We start from the raw sequence: 14605 nt of genomic DNA on the forward strand, positions 1-14605 counted from the left end.
TCCCTTCTTCTTTTTGCAAAGCCATGAACTCACCAACCCAACTCCGCATCAATGGCGACCGTCTCTGGAACTCGCTGATGGAACTGGCGAAGCTCGGCGCCACCGAGAAGGGCGGCGTCTGCCGCATCGCGCTGACCGACCTCGACCGCCAGGGCCGCGATCTCTTCACCCGCTGGGCGCGCGAAGCCGGCTGCGAGGTGCGCGTCGACCGGATCGGCAATATCTTCGCGCGCCGCGCCGGCCGCGACGACACGCGGCCCGCGGTGGTCACCGGCAGCCACATCGACACCCAGCCCACGGGCGGCAAGTTCGACGGCAACTATGGCGTGCTGGCCGGGCTGGAAGTGCTCCGCAGCCTGAACGATGCGAACGTCGTCACCGAGGCACCGCTGGAAATTGCCGTCTGGACCAACGAGGAGGGCTCGCGCTTCGTGCCGGTGATGATGGGCTCGGGCGTGTTCGCCGATGCCTTCACGCTCGAGCATGCCCTCGCGCAGCGCGACAACGACGGCATCAGCGTGGCCGAGGCGCTGGCTTCCATCGGCTATGCGGGCACCGCACCGGCTTCGGCCGCGGCGTCGCCGGTGGGTGCGTATTTCGAGGCGCACATCGAGCAGGGGCCGGTGCTCGAGGCCAACGAGCGCGTGATCGGCGTGGTCGAGGGCGCGCTCGGCCAGCGCTGGTACGACGTGGTGGTGCAGGGCATGGAAGCGCATGCCGGCCCCACGCCCATGGAGCTGCGCAAGGATGCGCTGCTCGCGGCCTCCGAACTGGTGATCGAGGTCAACCGCATCGCGCTGGCCCATGCGCCGCATGCGCGCGGCACGGTCGGCTGGATCGACAGCTATCCGAATTCGCGCAACGTGATCCCGGGCCGCGTGAAGCTCAGCGTCGACCTGCGCGCGGCGGACGACGTGGTGCTGTCGGCCATGGACGCCGAGCTGAAGGAGACGGTGCAGCGCATCGCCGCCAAGGGCAAGGTCGAGGCCACGGTGGAGCAGGTCGTCTACTTTCCCCCGCAGCCCTTCACGCCCACGCTCGTGTCGGCCGTGCGCGAGGCCGCGCAGGCGCAGGGCATGACCTGGATGAACGTGATCAGCGGCGCGGGCCACGACGCGGTGTACCTTGCGCGCGTGTGCCCCACGGCGATGATCTTCGTGCCCTGTCTCGATGGCATCAGCCACAACGAGATCGAGGATGCGCAGCCCGGCCACCTCGAGGCGGGCTGCAATGTGCTGCTGCAGGCAATGCTGCAGAGCGCGGGAGTGGCGTCGTCATGAAGGTGCTGATTGCGCGGCTCAACCACGAGACCAACACCTTCTCGCCGGTGCCGACGCCGCTCGCGGCCTTCGGCCCCGACGGCCCTACGTTCGGAGAGCAGGCCTACAAGGACAACAAGGGCATGCGCACCGCGATGTCCGCCTTCATCGACCTGGCCGAGCAGGCCGGTGCAACGCTGGTCACGCCGGTGTCGGCCTCGGCCAATCCGAGCGGGCCGGTCGATGCGCAGGCCTACACCACGCTCACGCAGTGCATCGTCGATGCCGCGCCGGGCTGCGACGCCATCCTGCTCGACCTGCACGGCGCCATGGTGGCGCAGAACAGCGCCGACGGCGAAGGCGACCTGCTGCTGCGGCTGCGCGCCGCGGCGCCCGGCGTGCCCATCGGCGTGGCGCTCGACCTGCACGCCAACGTGACGCCGGCGATGGTCGGCAATGCCGACGTGATCGTCGGCTTCAAGACCTATCCGCACATCGACATGTACGAGACCGGCGAGCATGCCGGCCGCCTGCTGTTCGACCTGCTCGCAGGAAGCAGCAGGCCCGCGATGCGCTGGCACCCATTGCCCCTGATGGCGCACACGCTGCGCAGCGCCTCGTTCACCGGTGCGATGCAGCGGGCCATCGAGGCGGCGCGCGCCGCCGAAGCATCGGAATCGCTCGCGGTGTCGATCTTTGCCGGCTTCTCGCTGTCGGACATCGAGGCGCCCTGCATGAGCGTGGTGGTGGTCGATGCAGAAGCGCCCGAGCGCGCGCAGGCCACGGCCGACCGGATCGCCAGGCAGATGTGGGACGAGCGCGAGGCGTTCATCTACCGCAGCGAGCCGCTGGCCGAGTCGATCGCGCGGGCCAAGGCCATCGCCGACGGCGCGACGCGTCCGGTGCTGCTGCTGGACCATGGCGACAATTGCATGTCGGGCGGCAGCTGCGACACCATGGACGTGCTGCAGGAGGCGCTGGCGCAGGGGCTCGACGGCATCGGCGTGGGCCCGCTGTGCGATCCGGCCGCGGTGGCCGAGCTGATCGCGGCGGGCGAGGGCGCCGAGGTGACGGTGGCGCTCGGCAACAAGGTGTCGCTCGAAGGCATAGGGCTGTCGAAGAAGCCCGTGACGCTGACCGGCACGGTGCGCACCGTCGGCAACGGCGAATATGTGATCACCGGCCCCACCTACACCGGCCAGCGCAGCAGCATGGGCCGCACGGTGCTGTTCGACATCGGCGCCGCGCGCATCGTGGTGACCGAGCGCACGCAGGAGCCCTGGGACATCGGCGTCTTCGAATGCGCGGGGCTCGATCCGCGCAAGGAACGCTTCCTGCTGCTCAAGTCGCGCATGTACTGCCGGCCGGTGTTCGAGCCGATCTCCGCGGCGCTGGTCGAGTGCGACAGCCCGGGCGTGACCAGCTCGGACTACAGCCTGTTCCCGTTCTCCAAGGTGCGCAGGCCGGTCTTTCCGCTCGACATGGTCTGACCAGCTGGGGTGTGGTCTACCTATGCAAAAAAATTGCATAGGTAATTGGAGGTACACCCCGATACTGCGGCGCTTCCGACCATGAAGCCCACCGCGTGAACACCTTTGCCCAGAGCGCCGTCGCGGCCTGGCAGCTGCTCGTGTCCGGCGATCCGGTGCTGTTGGCCATCGTCGGCCGTTCGCTCGCGGTCAGCGCCAGTGCCTGCGTGCTGGCCTGCGGCCTGGGCCTGCTGCTGGGGGCCTGGCTGGGCGTGGCGCGCTTTCGCGGCCGCGCCGGCTTGCTCACGCTGCTGAATACCCTGCTGGCGCTGCCGTCGGTGGTGGTCGGGCTGGTGATCTATCTGCTGCTGTCGCGTTCCGGCCCGCTCGGCTTCCTGGGCTGGCTGTTTTCGTTCAAGGCCATGGTGCTGGCGCAGACGGTGCTGGTGCTGCCGGTGGTGACGGCGCTCACGCGCCAGGCCATCGAGGATGCCGAGCGTGCGCATGGCGAGCAGCTGAGCTCGCTCGGCGCCAGGCCGCTGGTGCGGGCGCTGCTCCTGGTGTGGGACGAGCGCTACGCGCTGCTCACGGTGCTGATCGCGGCGTTCGGCCGCGCGGTATCGGAAGTGGGCGCGGTGATGGTGGTGGGCGGCAACATCGACGGCTTCACGCGCGTGATGACCACGGCCATCGCACTCGAAACCAGCAAGGGCGACCTGCCGCTGGCACTGGCCCTGGGCATCGTGCTGCTGGGCGTGGTGCTGGTGCTCAACCTCGCGATTGCCGCCGTGCGGGGCTGGCGCGAGCGGGTCGACGGCGGGGGCGGCGAAGGCGGCGGCATGGCGGCCTGGTGGCGGCCGGAGGCGCGCCCGTGAACGAACGCGCGCAGCTCGCGAGCGTGGACGCCACCGTCTTCGCGCTCCATGGCGTCGACGTTCGCCTGGGGCGCGTGGCGGCGCTGCAGGGCGCGACCCTGACCATCACGGCCGGCGAGCGCGTGGCCCTCATCGGCGCCAACGGCAGCGGCAAGACCACGCTGCTGCGGCTGCTGCACGGCCTGGTCCCGCATGCGGCGGGAAGCTTCACCAGCGCCGCGCCGCGCCGCCACCAGGCCATGCTGTTCCAGCGCCCGCACATGCTGCGCGCCTCGGTGGTGGTCAACGTGGCGGTGGCGCTGTGGCTGCGCGGCATGCGCTGGCGCGATGCCCGCCGCGCCGCCATTCCGGCGCTGGCGCGCGTGGGCCTGGAAGACCTGGCCGACCGCAACGCCCGCGCCCTGTCGGGCGGCCAGCAGCAGCGGGTGGCGCTGGCGCGCGCCTGGGCGCTGCATCCGGCGGTGCTGCTGCTCGACGAGCCCACGGCCAGCCTCGACCCGACCGCCAAGCGCGAGGTCGAGACGCTCATCGCCGAAGCCGCCGTCGGCCGCACGCTGGTGTTCGCGAGCCACAACCTCGGGCAGGTCAAGCGGCTGGCCAGCCGCGTGGTCTACCTCGAGCACGGCCGTGTGCTGGCCGATCTGCCCGTCCACGATTTCTTCCATGGGCCCCTGCCGGAAGAGGCCCGCCTGTTCGTCAAAGGAGAGTTGGCATGAATCCGTTCCTCAAGCAGCACCGCGCAAGCGCGGGCATCCGCGCCTCGCTGGCCGTTGCGGTCTTCTTCGTGGCGGCCGGCGCCGCGCGCGCCGAGACCATCACCATGGCCTCGACCACGTCCACCGAGCAGTCGGGCCTGTTCTCGCACCTGCTGCCGGCTTTCAAGAAAGCGAGCGACATCGACGTCAAGGTGGTGGCGGTGGGCACCGGCCAGGCCATCGACATGGCCAAGCGCGGCGACGCCGACGTGCTGTTCGTGCACGACACCGCGGCCGAGGAGAAGTTCGTGGCCGAGGGCTTCAGCGCCAGGCGCTATCCGGTGATGTACAACGACTTCGTGCTGGTGGGCCCGCAGGCCGACCCGGTTGCCACGAAGGGCGGCGACATCGTCGCCGCGCTGAAGAAGATCGCGGCCGCCAATGCGCCTTTCGTGTCGCGCGGCGACAAGAGCGGCACCGACGCGGCCGAGCGCCGCCTCTGGACGCAGACCGGCGTGGCCGAGGCGGGGCAGCCGGTGCCCGACGAGCGCAAGGGCACGGGCTACAAGGAGTGCGGCTGCGGCATGGGGCCGGCGCTGAACATCGCGGCCTCGTCCGGCGCCTATGTGCTGGCCGACCGCGGCACCTGGCTCAGCTTCAAGAACCGCGCCGGGCTGGCGGTGCTGGTCGAGGGCGACAAGCGGCTGTTCAACCAATATGGCGTGATGGTGGTGAGCCCGGCGAAATTCCCCTCGCTCAACAGCCGGGGCGCGCAGAAGTTCGTCGACTGGGTGATCTCGCCGGCCGGGCAGCAGACCATTGCCGCCTACAAGATCGGCGGCGAGCAGCTGTTCTTTCCCAACGCACGGTCGAACTGAGCGGCGCATGCCGCCGCGCATCGTTGCATGACCTGCGAGGTCATCGACGCCGCGCGTGCCCGGCGCGACCATTCCTTCACCCCGCGATGTTGCGGGTCGAACCCTCGAAAGGAAATGGTCATCATGAACACCGCCGCACACGACGCCGCCGCCATTGCCCAACGCTACATCGCGGCCTGGAACGAAACCGATGCCGCGCGCCGCGCCGAGCTGATCGCGGCCGCCTGGACGGCCGATGCGCACTACGTGGACCCGCTGGCGCAGGCCAGCGGCCGCGAGCAGATCGGCGCGCTGATCGGTGCCGTGCACCAGCGCTATCCGGGTTTCCGCTTCAACCTGTTCGGCAAGCCCGAGGCGCATGGCGACAACCTGCGCTTCTCGTGGACCCTGGGCCCGAGCGGCGCCGAAGACCTGATCCAGGGAACCGACTTCGCCCGGCTCGACGCGGGCAAGCTGCAGTCGGTGACCGGTTTCCTGGACAAGGTGCCGGTCGGAGCATGAACACGCTTCAGTCCGCGGATCCCGAGGCGCGCCCGCGCCACAGCTTGCGGTAGACCGTGGCGCGGCTGATGCCGAGGGTGCGGGCGGCTTCGGCCACGTTGCCGCGGGCGTCGGCCACGGCCTTGCGGATCAGCGCGGTTTCGACGTCGCGCAGCCGCGGCCGGGCTTCGGGCACCGCGCCCGGCGAGCCCTTGCCGCCGCGCTGGGGCCGGACCTGCACGCGCAGGCCCGACCAGAGCGGCACCTCGAGCACGGCATCGCCGCGGCGGGCCGCATCGAACAGCATCTCCAGCGGCAGCGCGAACAGGTCGTTGCAGTGCAGCGCATGCTGGCTGCGCGCCAGCGGCTGGTGCAGCATCTGCCGCGCCGCGGCGTTCGCGCCTGTCACGGTGCCGCCGGCGTCGACGCACAGCAGCCCGTCGGTGGCTTCGCCGCGCGGGCAGCCCGGCCACGAGAGATGCAGCCGCAGCTCGCAGGGCTCGTTCAGCACCAGCATGTTCTCGATGCTGCGCGCCGAAAGCGTGGCCAGGTGCCGCAGCTCCGGCCGCTCCACCGCCTGCACGCCGGTCAGGTCGAGCATGCCGATGCAGTCGCCCTGGGGGCCGAAGAGCGGCGCGCCGGCGCAGCTGTAGACGCTGGTGTCCTCGAAGAAGTGTTCGCCGCGGTGCAGCCACACCGATTCCTGCTCGGCCAGTGCGGTGCTGATGGCGCTGGTGCCGACCGCGCGCTCCGACAGGTCGACGCCGACGCGGGCGATGTTGCGGGCGTCGCGGCTGGCGGTGTCGGTGCCGTCGGGCAGCGGGCCCACATCGACCACGATGCCCTCGGCATCGGTCAGGACGGCGAAATAGCGCGTGTCGGCAATGGCGCGGGACAGCCGCTCGATCACCGGCCTGGCCGCCAAGATCAGCGCGCGGTTGCGCTCGGCCACGTCGCGCACGGCCGACTTGCCCACCGGTTCGAAGCTGACCCGCTGCTGCGGCTGCCGCCCCGCTTCCATGCAGCGCTCCCAGGAACGCAGGATCCATGGCTCGACGCGCGCGGTGCCCCGCGAGCGGGAGGCGTCGCCATGGATCAGCTCCCGGCGGGCCTGCGCAATGGCGACGGAACGCTCGGGGAGGGGCAGGACGATGGAGGCGGACATCGGGTCGGGTCGCTCGGGTGGGGCGTCTTTTTTGAAACTTGCCGGGCCGCAAGTTGTTTCATTTTGAGAATTTCGTACGCACCGCGCAAGCGGCGAGGGTTTTGCCTAGGATAGTGCACCGGGCCGGCATCCAAGATGCCTTTTGCTGAACCAGCCATCACCTTCAACGGAGACAGCCAAATGCAGGTAGCTTTCACGGTCAACGGCCGACCGGCCACGGTCGACGCGCCCCCCAATACCTTCCTGGTGCACGCCATCCGCGAGCATCTCCATCTCACCGGCACCCATGTCGGCTGCGACACCGCCCAGTGCGGCGCGTGCACCGTTCACATGAACGGCCGCGCGGTGAAATCGTGCAACATCCTGGTCGGGCAGGCGGCCGGTGCGGAAATCACCACCATCGAGGGCATCGCCCAGCCCGACGGCACCATGCACCCCATGCAGGCGGCCTTCAAGGAATGCCATGGCCTGCAGTGCGGTTTCTGCACCCCCGGCATGGTCATGAGCGCCATCGACCTGTGCACCCACCATCCCAAGTCGAGCGAGTCCGAGATCCGCGAACTGCTCGACGGCAACCTGTGCCGCTGCACGGGCTACCAGAACATCGTGAAGGCCGTGAAGATGGGTGGCGAGGCCATGGCCTCCGGCACCCCGGTCAAGACCACCGTCACGGCGTGAAGGGAGCAACATCATGGGTGCTTCCGACTTCTCGAACCTGCCCCACATCGGCGAAGCGCTGCGGCGCAAGGAAGACTATCGCTTCCTGACCGGCGCGGGCAACTACACCGACGACATCACGCTGGCCAACCAGAGCCATGCGGTCTTCGTGCGCTCGCCGCACGCCCACGCGGTCATCAAGTCGGTCGACACCGCCGAAGCGCTCAAGATGCCCGGCGTGGTCGGCATCTTCAGCGGCAAGGACATCGAGGGCAAGATGGGAGGGCTGCCCTGCGGCTGGCTCATCAACAACCCCGACGGCACGCCCATGAAGGAGCCGATGCACCCGATCCTCGCGATCAACAAGGTGCGCTACGTGGGCGACCATGTGGCCATGGTGGTGGCCGAGACGGTCGAGCAGGCCAAGAATGCCGCCGAAGCCGTGGTGGTCGACTACGACGTGCTGCCCGCGCTCGTGAGCGTGGCCGACGCGGCGAAGAAGGCGAGCGGCGTCACGCTGCACGACGAGGCGCCCGACAACCAGTGCTACAAGTGGACGCTGGGCGACAAGGCGGCGGTCGATGCGGTGTTCACCACGGCCGCGCACGTCACCAAGCTCGACCTCGTCAACAACCGGCTGATCCCCAACCCCATCGAGCCGCGCGTGGCCATCGGCAGCTACAGCCGCGGCACCGACGACTACACGCTCTATGTGTCCAACCAGAACCCGCATGTCGAGCGCCTGCTGATGACGGCCTTCGTGCTGGGCCTGCCCGAGCACAAGGTGCGCGTGATCGCGCCCGACGTGGGCGGCGGCTTCGGCTCCAAGATCTTCCTGTACGCCGAAGACGTGTGCCTGACCTGGGCCGCCAAGCAGCTCAACCGCAACATCAAGTGGACGGCCGAACGCTCGGAGTGCTTCCTGTCCGATGCGCACGGCCGCGACCATGTGAGCCACGCCGAGATGGCGTTGGACAAGGATGGCAAGTTCCTCGCGATGCGGGTGCACACCGACGCCAACCTCGGCGCCTACCTGTCGACCTTCTCGACCGCAGTGCCGACCATCCTCTACGCCACGCTGCTCGCGGGCCAGTACACCACGCCGCAGATCTACGTCGAGGTCGATGCCTGGTTCACCAACACCGCGCCGGTCGATGCGTATCGCGGCGCGGGCCGGCCCGAGGCCACCTACCTGCTCGAGCGCCTGGTGTCGCGCTGCGCCTGGGAAATGAATCTGGGCCAGGACGAGATCCGAAAGCGCAACTTCATCACCACCTTCCCCTACCAGACGCCGGTGGCGCTGCAGTACGACACGGGCGACTTCCACGCCTGCATGGACAAGGCCCGCGTGCTGGCCGATGTCGGAGGCTATGCGAAGCGCAAGTCGGCCAGCGAGGCCGCGGGCAAGCTGCGCGGCATCGGCTACTCGAGCTACATCGAGGCCTGCGGCATCGCGCCGTCGAACATCGCCGGGGCGCTGGGTGCGCGGGCCGGCCTGTTCGAATGCGGCGAGATCCGCGTGCATCCCACCGGCAGCGTGACCGTGTTCACCGGCTCGCACAGCCACGGCCAGGGGCATGAAACCACCTTTGCGCAAGTGGTTGCGGCGCGCCTGGGCATTCCGGTGGACAACGTCGACGTGGTCCATGGCGACACCGGCCGCGTGCCCTTCGGCATGGGCACCTACGGCTCGCGCTCCATCTCGGTGGGCGGCGCCGCCATCATGAAGGCGCTCGACAAGATCGAGACCAAGGCCAAGAAGATCGCCGCGCACCTGATGGAGGCGAGCGATGCCGACATCGAGTTTGCGAACGGCGAGTTCACGGTGAAGGGAACCGACAAGAAGATCCCGTTCGGCCAGGTGGCGCTCACGGCCTATGTGCCGCACAACTACCCGCTCGACAAGCTCGAGCCCGGCCTGAACGAAACCGCGTTCTACGACCCGACCAACTTCACCTTCCCGGGCGGCACCTACATCTGCGAGGTCGAAGTCGACAAGCAGACCGGCGAGGTGCGGGTGGACCGCTTCACCGCGGTGGACGACTTCGGCACCATCATCAACCCGATGATCGTCGAGGGCCAGGTGCACGGCGGGCTGGTGCAGGGCATCGGCCAGGCACTGCTCGAGAACTGCGTCTACGACAACGAAACCGGCCAGCTGCTCACCGGCAGCTTCATGGACTACGCCATGCCCAGGGCGGGCGATTTTCCGCAGTTCAATCTCGACACCGTGTGCACCCCGTGCACGCACAACCCGCTGGGCACCAAGGGCTGCGGCGAAGCGGGGGCCATCGGCTCGCCGCCAGCCGTGATCAACGCCGTGCTCGACGCGCTGGCGCCGCTGGGCGTCAAGGACTTCGACATGCCCGCATCGGCCAGCCGCGTCTGGGAAGCGATGCAGGCTGCCGCCTCCCACTAGAACAACGAAGGAACCCACACCATGTACGCCTTCACACTCGAACGACCGGCCACCGTGGCCGATGCCGTCAAGCTCGTTGCCGCCGGCGCCAAGCCGCTGGCCGGCGGCCAGACGCTGCTCGCCTCCATGAAGCTCAGGCTCTCGGCGCCCGAGCAGCTCGTGGACCTGGGCGACATCAAGGAGCTCACCGGCATCAAGAAAGATGGCAACACGATCACCATCGGCGCGATGTCGCGCCACCTCGACGTGGCCAACAACGCCGACGTGAAAGCCGCCTTCCCGGCGCTGGCCGACCTGGCCTCGCGCATCGGCGACCGGCAGGTGCGCGCGATGGGCACCATCGGCGGCTCGGTGGCCAACAACGACCCTGCCGCCTGCTATCCCAGCGCGGTGCTGGGTTCCGGTGCCACGGTCATCACCTCGAAGCGCGAGATCGCTGCGGACGATTTCTTCCTCGGGCTGTTCACCACGGCGCTGGAAGAAGACGAGCTGATCACCGCGATCCGCTTTCCGATCCCGAAGCGCGCCGTGTACGAGAAGCTGCGCCAGAAGGCATCGAACTTCCCGCTCGTCGGCGTGTTCCTCACGCAGTCCGACAGCGGCGTGCGGGTGGCCGTGACCGGCGCGGGCAACGGGGTGTTCCGCCACGCGGGGCTCGAAGATGCGCTCAACAAGAGCTTCACCGCGGCAGCTGCCGCGGCCGTGAAGATCGATGCGAGCGACCTCAACAGCGACCTGCACGCATCGGCGGCCTATCGCGCCAACCTGATCAGCGTGCTCACGCAGCGCGCCGTCACCAGGGCGCTGGGCTGAACGAGACAGCGCCACCACCGCTCGCAGGCCGGAAGGCGCGACACCCCCGCGTCTTCCGCTACGCTTCGCCATGATCTTCCCGACCATCGATTCCCTTTCCGAAGGCTTGATGCAGGCCGGCTACTTTGCCGACCGCCGCCTGGCCACGGCCGTGTTCCTCGCGCTCAGGCTGCAGCGTCCGCTGCTGCTCGAGGGCGAGCCCGGCGTCGGCAAGACCGAACTGGCCAAGGCGCTGTCGAAGGCGCTCAATCGCGAGCTGCTGCGTTTGCAGTGCTACGACGGGCTGGAGCAGCGCGAGGCGCTCTACGAATGGAACTACGCCGCGCAGCTGCTGCACATGCGCGCGGCCGAGGCCACCGGCGCGGCGCGCGACGTCGAAGCCGAGGTCTATCAGCCGCACTACCTGATCCGCCGTCCGCTGCTGCAGGCCCTGCAGACGCCCGCGCCCGGCGCCGTGCTGCTGATCGACGAAGTGGACCGCGCCGACGAGCCCTTCGAGGCCTTCCTGCTCGAATACCTGGGCGAATACCAGGTCAGCATTCCCGAGCTCGGCACCGTGCGTGCCGTGGTGCCGCCGGTCACCATCCTCACGAGCAACCGCACGCGCGAGCTCAACGATGCGGTCAAGCGGCGCTGCCTGTACCACTGGCTCGACTATCCCGAACGCGAGCGCGAGCTTGCCATCGTGCGGGCCCAGGTGCCGCAGGCCGGCGAGAAGCTGTCGGCCCAGGTGGCCGCCTTTGTCGCGCGGCTGCGCGATGCGCCTTTCGTCAACGCCTTCCAGCGCGCGCCCGGCATCGCCGAAAGCGTCGAGTGGGCGAGGGCGCTGATCGCGCTCGACACGGTCGAGCTCGACCCCGAAGTGGTGGTCGACACCGCCGGCATCCTGTTCAAGCAACGCGACGACGTGGCGGCGCTCACGCACGAGCTGGCATCGGATCTGCTGAAACCCGAGGAGCCGGTCGCGCCCTGAGCGCGGCCGAAGGTAGCGGCCGCCCGCATGACCGGCATCCAGCAACTCGGCGACGTACGCAGCGGCAAGCTGGCCGGCAACATCACGGCCTTCGGCCGCGCCCTGCGCCGCGCCGGCGTTCGCACCGATGCCATGCGCATTGCGCTGGCCGCCGAAGCGGCTGCGCTGGTGGGGGTGGAAAGCAGGCTCGACCTGAGCGCCGCCATGGAGGCCGTCATGGTGAGCCGCGAGCAGGACCGCATGGTGTTCCGCGAACTCTTCGACGCCTGGTTCCGCGACCCTGAACTTGCCAACAAGCTGCTCGCGCAGATGCTGCCGAGCGCCGAAGGCAAGGCCGAGCCCTCGAAGCGGCGCCCGCGCGTGCGCGAAGCCCTCACGGCGCCGCGCGATCCCGCCAGGCCGGCCGTGGTCGCCAAGCCCGACAAGGAGGTCGAGTTCGATGCCGCCATGACATCGAGCGACCGGCAGCGCCTGCAGCATGCCGACTTCAATGCGCTCGGCGCGTCCGAGTACCAACTGGTGGAGCGGCTTGCGCGCGACGTCAGCCTGCCCATTCCTTCGGTGCCGTCGCGCCGGCTGCGCGCGGCCAACGATGCCGGCCGGCAGCATGCGCGCATGCATTGGCCCGGCGTGCTGCACGAGGCTGCGCGCACCGGCGGCGAATTGCTGCGCCTGCCGCGGCTGGCCCGGCGCGAGCGGCCTTTGCCGCTGCTGGTGCTGGTCGACGTGTCGGGCTCGATGGAACGCTATGCGCGGCTGCTGCTGGCTTTCCTGCACGCCTCCACGCGGCGGGCCGGGCGGCGCGACGTGTTCGCCTTCGGCACCCGCCTGACCGACCTCACGCCGGCCTTCCGACTGGCCGACACCGATGCCATGCTGGCGGCCGCCGGCCTCGCCATCGACGATTTCGCGGGCGGCACGCGGCTCGGAAGTTCGCTCGCCGAACTCCGGCGCTTCCATGCCCGCCGCCTGACCGGCCGCCGCACGCTGGTGCTGGTGATCAGCGACGGGCTCGACACCGGCGAGCCGGCGCTGCTGGAAAACGAGTTGCTCTGGCTCAAGCGCCACTCGCGCCGCCTGCTGTGGCTCAATCCGCTGCTGCGCTTCGAGGGCTACGCCCCTTTGGCGCGTGGGGCCAGTGTGCTGCACCGGCATGCGGATGCGATGCTGGCGGTCCACAATCTCAGTGCCCTCGAACAGCTGGCCGCCAGCCTTGCCGCCCTCATGCGGTCCGGCCGCTAGTGCCTCACAGAAGGAAAAAAGGAAAACCACCATGGAAATGCTCGGCAACCGCCGCCTCGGCGTCACCCAACAACAGGCCTGGGATGCGCTCAACGATCCCGAGACGCTCAAGAAATGCATTCCCGGCTGCGACAAGTTCGAGCTCACGGGCGACAACCAGTACAGCGTGGCGCTGGCGGTCAAGATCGGCCCGGTGTCGGCCAAGTTCAACGGCAAGGTCGCGCTGTCGGACATCGTGGCGCCGGATGGCTACAAGCTCAGCTTCGAGGGGCAGGGCGGCGTGGCGGGTTTTGCCAAGGGTTCGTCCAGCGTGACGCTGCGGCCGCTGGACGGCGCCGCCGAAGCCGCGCCGGCACCCGGCTGCGAGCTCGACTACACCGTACAGGCGCAGGTCGGCGGCAAGATCGCCCAGCTGGGCCAGCGGCTCATCGACGGCGCCGCCAAGTCGACCGCCGACGACTTCTTCAAGCGCTTCGAGGCCGAGATGCAGAGCCGCTACGGCCCCCCGCCTGCCGCTGTGTCGGAACCGGCCGAGGCGTCCGCCGAAAAGGCCGGCATGATGTCCGGCCTCATGAGGAAGATCGGCCTCGGCAAGAAGGACGACAAGGACGCGTCTGCCGCACCGGGCGACGCCAGCAGCTAGGAACGGATCAGGCGATGGAAAATCTCGACGTCATGGTGCTGCGCACGCTGCGCGACTGGCGGCACGCCGGCAAGCGCGCGCTGCTCACGACCGTGGTGCGCACCTGGGGCTCCTCGCCGCGGCCGGTCGGCTCGATCATGGCGCTGGCCGACGACGGCGCGGTGGTGGGTTCGGTCTCCGGCGGCTGCATCGAGGACGACCTGATCGCGCGCTACAGCCATGCGCACGGCAACGGCGAAGAGGTGCCCGTGGGCGCGCCGCCCGTGCTCGTGAAGTACGGCATCACGGCCGACGAGGCGCACCGCTTCGGGCTGCCCTGCGGCGGCACGCTGGAGCTGCTGCTCGAATACGACCCCGACGCGGCCTCGCTCGACACGCTGGTGGCCGAGCTTGAACAAGGCCGGCTCATGCAGCGCACCGTGACGCTCGCGACCGGCGCCGTGCGGCTCGCCGAAGCCACTGCGCCCGACGCGCTCAAGGTGAACGACACCGAGCTCACCAACACCTTCGGCCCCGAATACCGCATGCTGCTGATCGGCGCCGGCCAGCTTGCCGAGTACCTCGCGACCATGGCCAAGTTCAGCGGCTTTGCCGTGACGTTGTGCGATCCGCGCGCCGAGTACCGCACCGCATGGTCGCTGTCCGGCGTGGAGATCACGACCGAGATGCCCGACGATGCGGTGCTGGCCTTCAAGCCCGACCGCCGCAGCTGCGTGGTTGCGCTCACGCACGATCCCAAGCTCGACGACCTCGCGCTGCTCGAAGCGCTGCAGAGCGAGGCCTTCTACGTGGGCGCCATCGGCTCGCGCCGCAATGCCGATGCGCGGCGCGACCGGATGATCGAGCACTTCGACCAGACGGCCGAATCGCTCGCGCGGCTGCGCGGCCCCATCGGCATCTACATCGGCAGCAAGACGCCGCCCGAGATCGCGGTGAGCGTGATGGCGGAAATCCTGGCCGTGAAGAACGCGGTCACGCTGCCGCGCGAAATGGAAGTGGCGCGCGCCAAGGGCATGCAGCAGCTGGCGATGGGCTGA

General features: G+C 69.2%; 14 protein-coding genes. 13 read left to right on the forward strand and 1 reads right to left on the reverse strand.

Annotated elements, in window-relative coordinates; translation table 11 throughout:
• The first annotated feature begins 23 nt into the window (after positions 1-23).
• The 6 genes from VAPA_RS08305 (at position 24) to VAPA_RS08330 (ending at position 5677) form a co-directional block, all read left to right on the forward strand.
• A complete protein-coding gene (locus VAPA_RS08305) occupies positions 24-1280 on the forward strand; it encodes a Zn-dependent hydrolase (RefSeq protein ID WP_021006319.1) in 1257 nt (418 codons plus the stop codon).
• Positions 1277-2749, forward strand: a complete 1473-nt coding sequence (locus VAPA_RS08310) for a M81 family metallopeptidase (protein ID WP_021006320.1) — start codon at positions 1277-1279, stop codon at positions 2747-2749. The genes VAPA_RS08305 and VAPA_RS08310 overlap by 4 nt, the downstream gene beginning before the upstream one ends.
• A 95-nt stretch (positions 2750-2844) precedes the next feature.
• Positions 2845-3603 carry an ABC transporter permease gene (locus tag VAPA_RS08315; RefSeq protein ID WP_021006321.1) on the forward strand — a complete coding sequence of 253 codons (759 nt, stop codon included), beginning with the start codon at positions 2845-2847 and terminating at the stop codon, positions 3601-3603.
• On the forward strand, positions 3600-4319 hold the full coding sequence (locus VAPA_RS08320; RefSeq protein WP_021006322.1) for an ATP-binding cassette domain-containing protein: 720 nt from the start codon (positions 3600-3602) through the stop codon (positions 4317-4319). The genes VAPA_RS08315 and VAPA_RS08320 overlap by 4 nt, the downstream gene beginning before the upstream one ends.
• Positions 4316-5176, forward strand: coding sequence for an ABC transporter substrate-binding protein (locus VAPA_RS08325; RefSeq protein ID WP_021006323.1), 861 nt, complete (start codon positions 4316-4318; stop codon positions 5174-5176). The genes VAPA_RS08320 and VAPA_RS08325 overlap by 4 nt, the downstream gene beginning before the upstream one ends.
• 123 nt (positions 5177-5299) lie before the next feature.
• Positions 5300-5677, forward strand: coding sequence for a nuclear transport factor 2 family protein (locus VAPA_RS08330; RefSeq protein WP_021006324.1), 378 nt, complete (start codon positions 5300-5302; stop codon positions 5675-5677).
• Between the two features lie 7 nt (positions 5678-5684).
• Here the strand turns inward: VAPA_RS08330 and VAPA_RS08335 are convergent, their stop codons facing one another.
• A complete protein-coding gene (locus VAPA_RS08335) occupies positions 5685-6821 on the reverse strand; it encodes a helix-turn-helix domain-containing protein (RefSeq protein WP_021006325.1) in 1137 nt (378 codons plus the stop codon).
• A 180-nt stretch (positions 6822-7001) separates the two neighbouring features.
• On the opposite strand from VAPA_RS08335, the gene VAPA_RS08340 reads away from it, so the two are divergent.
• The 7 genes from VAPA_RS08340 (at position 7002) to VAPA_RS08370 (ending at position 14605) form a co-directional block, all read left to right on the forward strand.
• Positions 7002-7499 (forward strand): (2Fe-2S)-binding protein, encoded by a 498-nt coding sequence (locus tag VAPA_RS08340; RefSeq protein WP_021006326.1) that lies wholly within the window; start codon positions 7002-7004, stop codon positions 7497-7499.
• Between the two features lie 13 nt (positions 7500-7512).
• Positions 7513-9897 carry a xanthine dehydrogenase family protein molybdopterin-binding subunit gene (locus tag VAPA_RS08345; protein WP_021006327.1) on the forward strand — a complete coding sequence of 795 codons (2385 nt, stop codon included), beginning with the start codon at positions 7513-7515 and terminating at the stop codon, positions 9895-9897.
• Positions 9898-9918: 21 nt separating this feature from the next.
• Positions 9919-10710, forward strand: a complete 792-nt coding sequence (locus VAPA_RS08350; RefSeq protein ID WP_021006328.1) for an FAD binding domain-containing protein — start codon at positions 9919-9921, stop codon at positions 10708-10710.
• A 70-nt stretch (positions 10711-10780) separates the two neighbouring features.
• Positions 10781-11683 (forward strand): AAA family ATPase, encoded by a 903-nt coding sequence (locus VAPA_RS08355; protein ID WP_021006329.1) that lies wholly within the window; start codon positions 10781-10783, stop codon positions 11681-11683.
• Positions 11684-11710: 27 nt separating this feature from the next.
• Positions 11711-12925, forward strand: coding sequence for a vWA domain-containing protein (locus tag VAPA_RS08360; protein WP_021006330.1), 1215 nt, complete (start codon positions 11711-11713; stop codon positions 12923-12925).
• 31 nt (positions 12926-12956) lie between these two features.
• Entirely contained in the window at positions 12957-13568 is a 612-nt protein-coding gene (locus VAPA_RS08365) for a CoxG family protein (RefSeq protein WP_021006331.1), read from the forward strand.
• 14 nt (positions 13569-13582) lie between these two features.
• Entirely contained in the window at positions 13583-14605 is a 1023-nt protein-coding gene (locus VAPA_RS08370) for an XdhC family protein (protein ID WP_021006332.1), read from the forward strand.

This window comes from Variovorax paradoxus B4 (assembly GCF_000463015.1).
Lineage (GTDB): Bacteria > Pseudomonadota > Gammaproteobacteria > Burkholderiales > Burkholderiaceae_C > Variovorax > Variovorax paradoxus_E.

What these genes read in the sequence shown, in the direction of transcription:
- VAPA_RS08305 (WP_021006319.1), top strand. Translation starts at nt 24, where the DNA reads ATGAACTCACCAACCCAACTCCGCATCAATGGCGACCGTCTCTGGAAC.
- VAPA_RS08310 (WP_021006320.1), top strand. Translation starts at nt 1,277, where the DNA reads ATGAAGGTGCTGATTGCGCGGCTCAACCACGAGACCAACACCTTCTCG.
- VAPA_RS08325 (WP_021006323.1), top strand. Translation starts at nt 4,316, where the DNA reads ATGAATCCGTTCCTCAAGCAGCACCGCGCAAGCGCGGGCATCCGCGCC.
- VAPA_RS08330 (WP_021006324.1), top strand. Translation starts at nt 5,300, where the DNA reads ATGAACACCGCCGCACACGACGCCGCCGCCATTGCCCAACGCTACATC.
- VAPA_RS08335 (WP_021006325.1), bottom strand. Translation starts at nt 6,821, where the DNA reads ATGTCCGCCTCCATCGTCCTGCCCCTCCCCGAGCGTTCCGTCGCCATT.
- VAPA_RS08340 (WP_021006326.1), top strand. Translation starts at nt 7,002, where the DNA reads ATGCAGGTAGCTTTCACGGTCAACGGCCGACCGGCCACGGTCGACGCG.
- VAPA_RS08345 (WP_021006327.1), top strand. Translation starts at nt 7,513, where the DNA reads ATGGGTGCTTCCGACTTCTCGAACCTGCCCCACATCGGCGAAGCGCTG.
- VAPA_RS08350 (WP_021006328.1), top strand. Translation starts at nt 9,919, where the DNA reads ATGTACGCCTTCACACTCGAACGACCGGCCACCGTGGCCGATGCCGTC.
- VAPA_RS08355 (WP_021006329.1), top strand. Translation starts at nt 10,781, where the DNA reads ATGATCTTCCCGACCATCGATTCCCTTTCCGAAGGCTTGATGCAGGCC.
- VAPA_RS08360 (WP_021006330.1), top strand. Translation starts at nt 11,711, where the DNA reads ATGACCGGCATCCAGCAACTCGGCGACGTACGCAGCGGCAAGCTGGCC.
- VAPA_RS08365 (WP_021006331.1), top strand. Translation starts at nt 12,957, where the DNA reads ATGGAAATGCTCGGCAACCGCCGCCTCGGCGTCACCCAACAACAGGCC.
- VAPA_RS08370 (WP_021006332.1), top strand. Translation starts at nt 13,583, where the DNA reads ATGGAAAATCTCGACGTCATGGTGCTGCGCACGCTGCGCGACTGGCGG.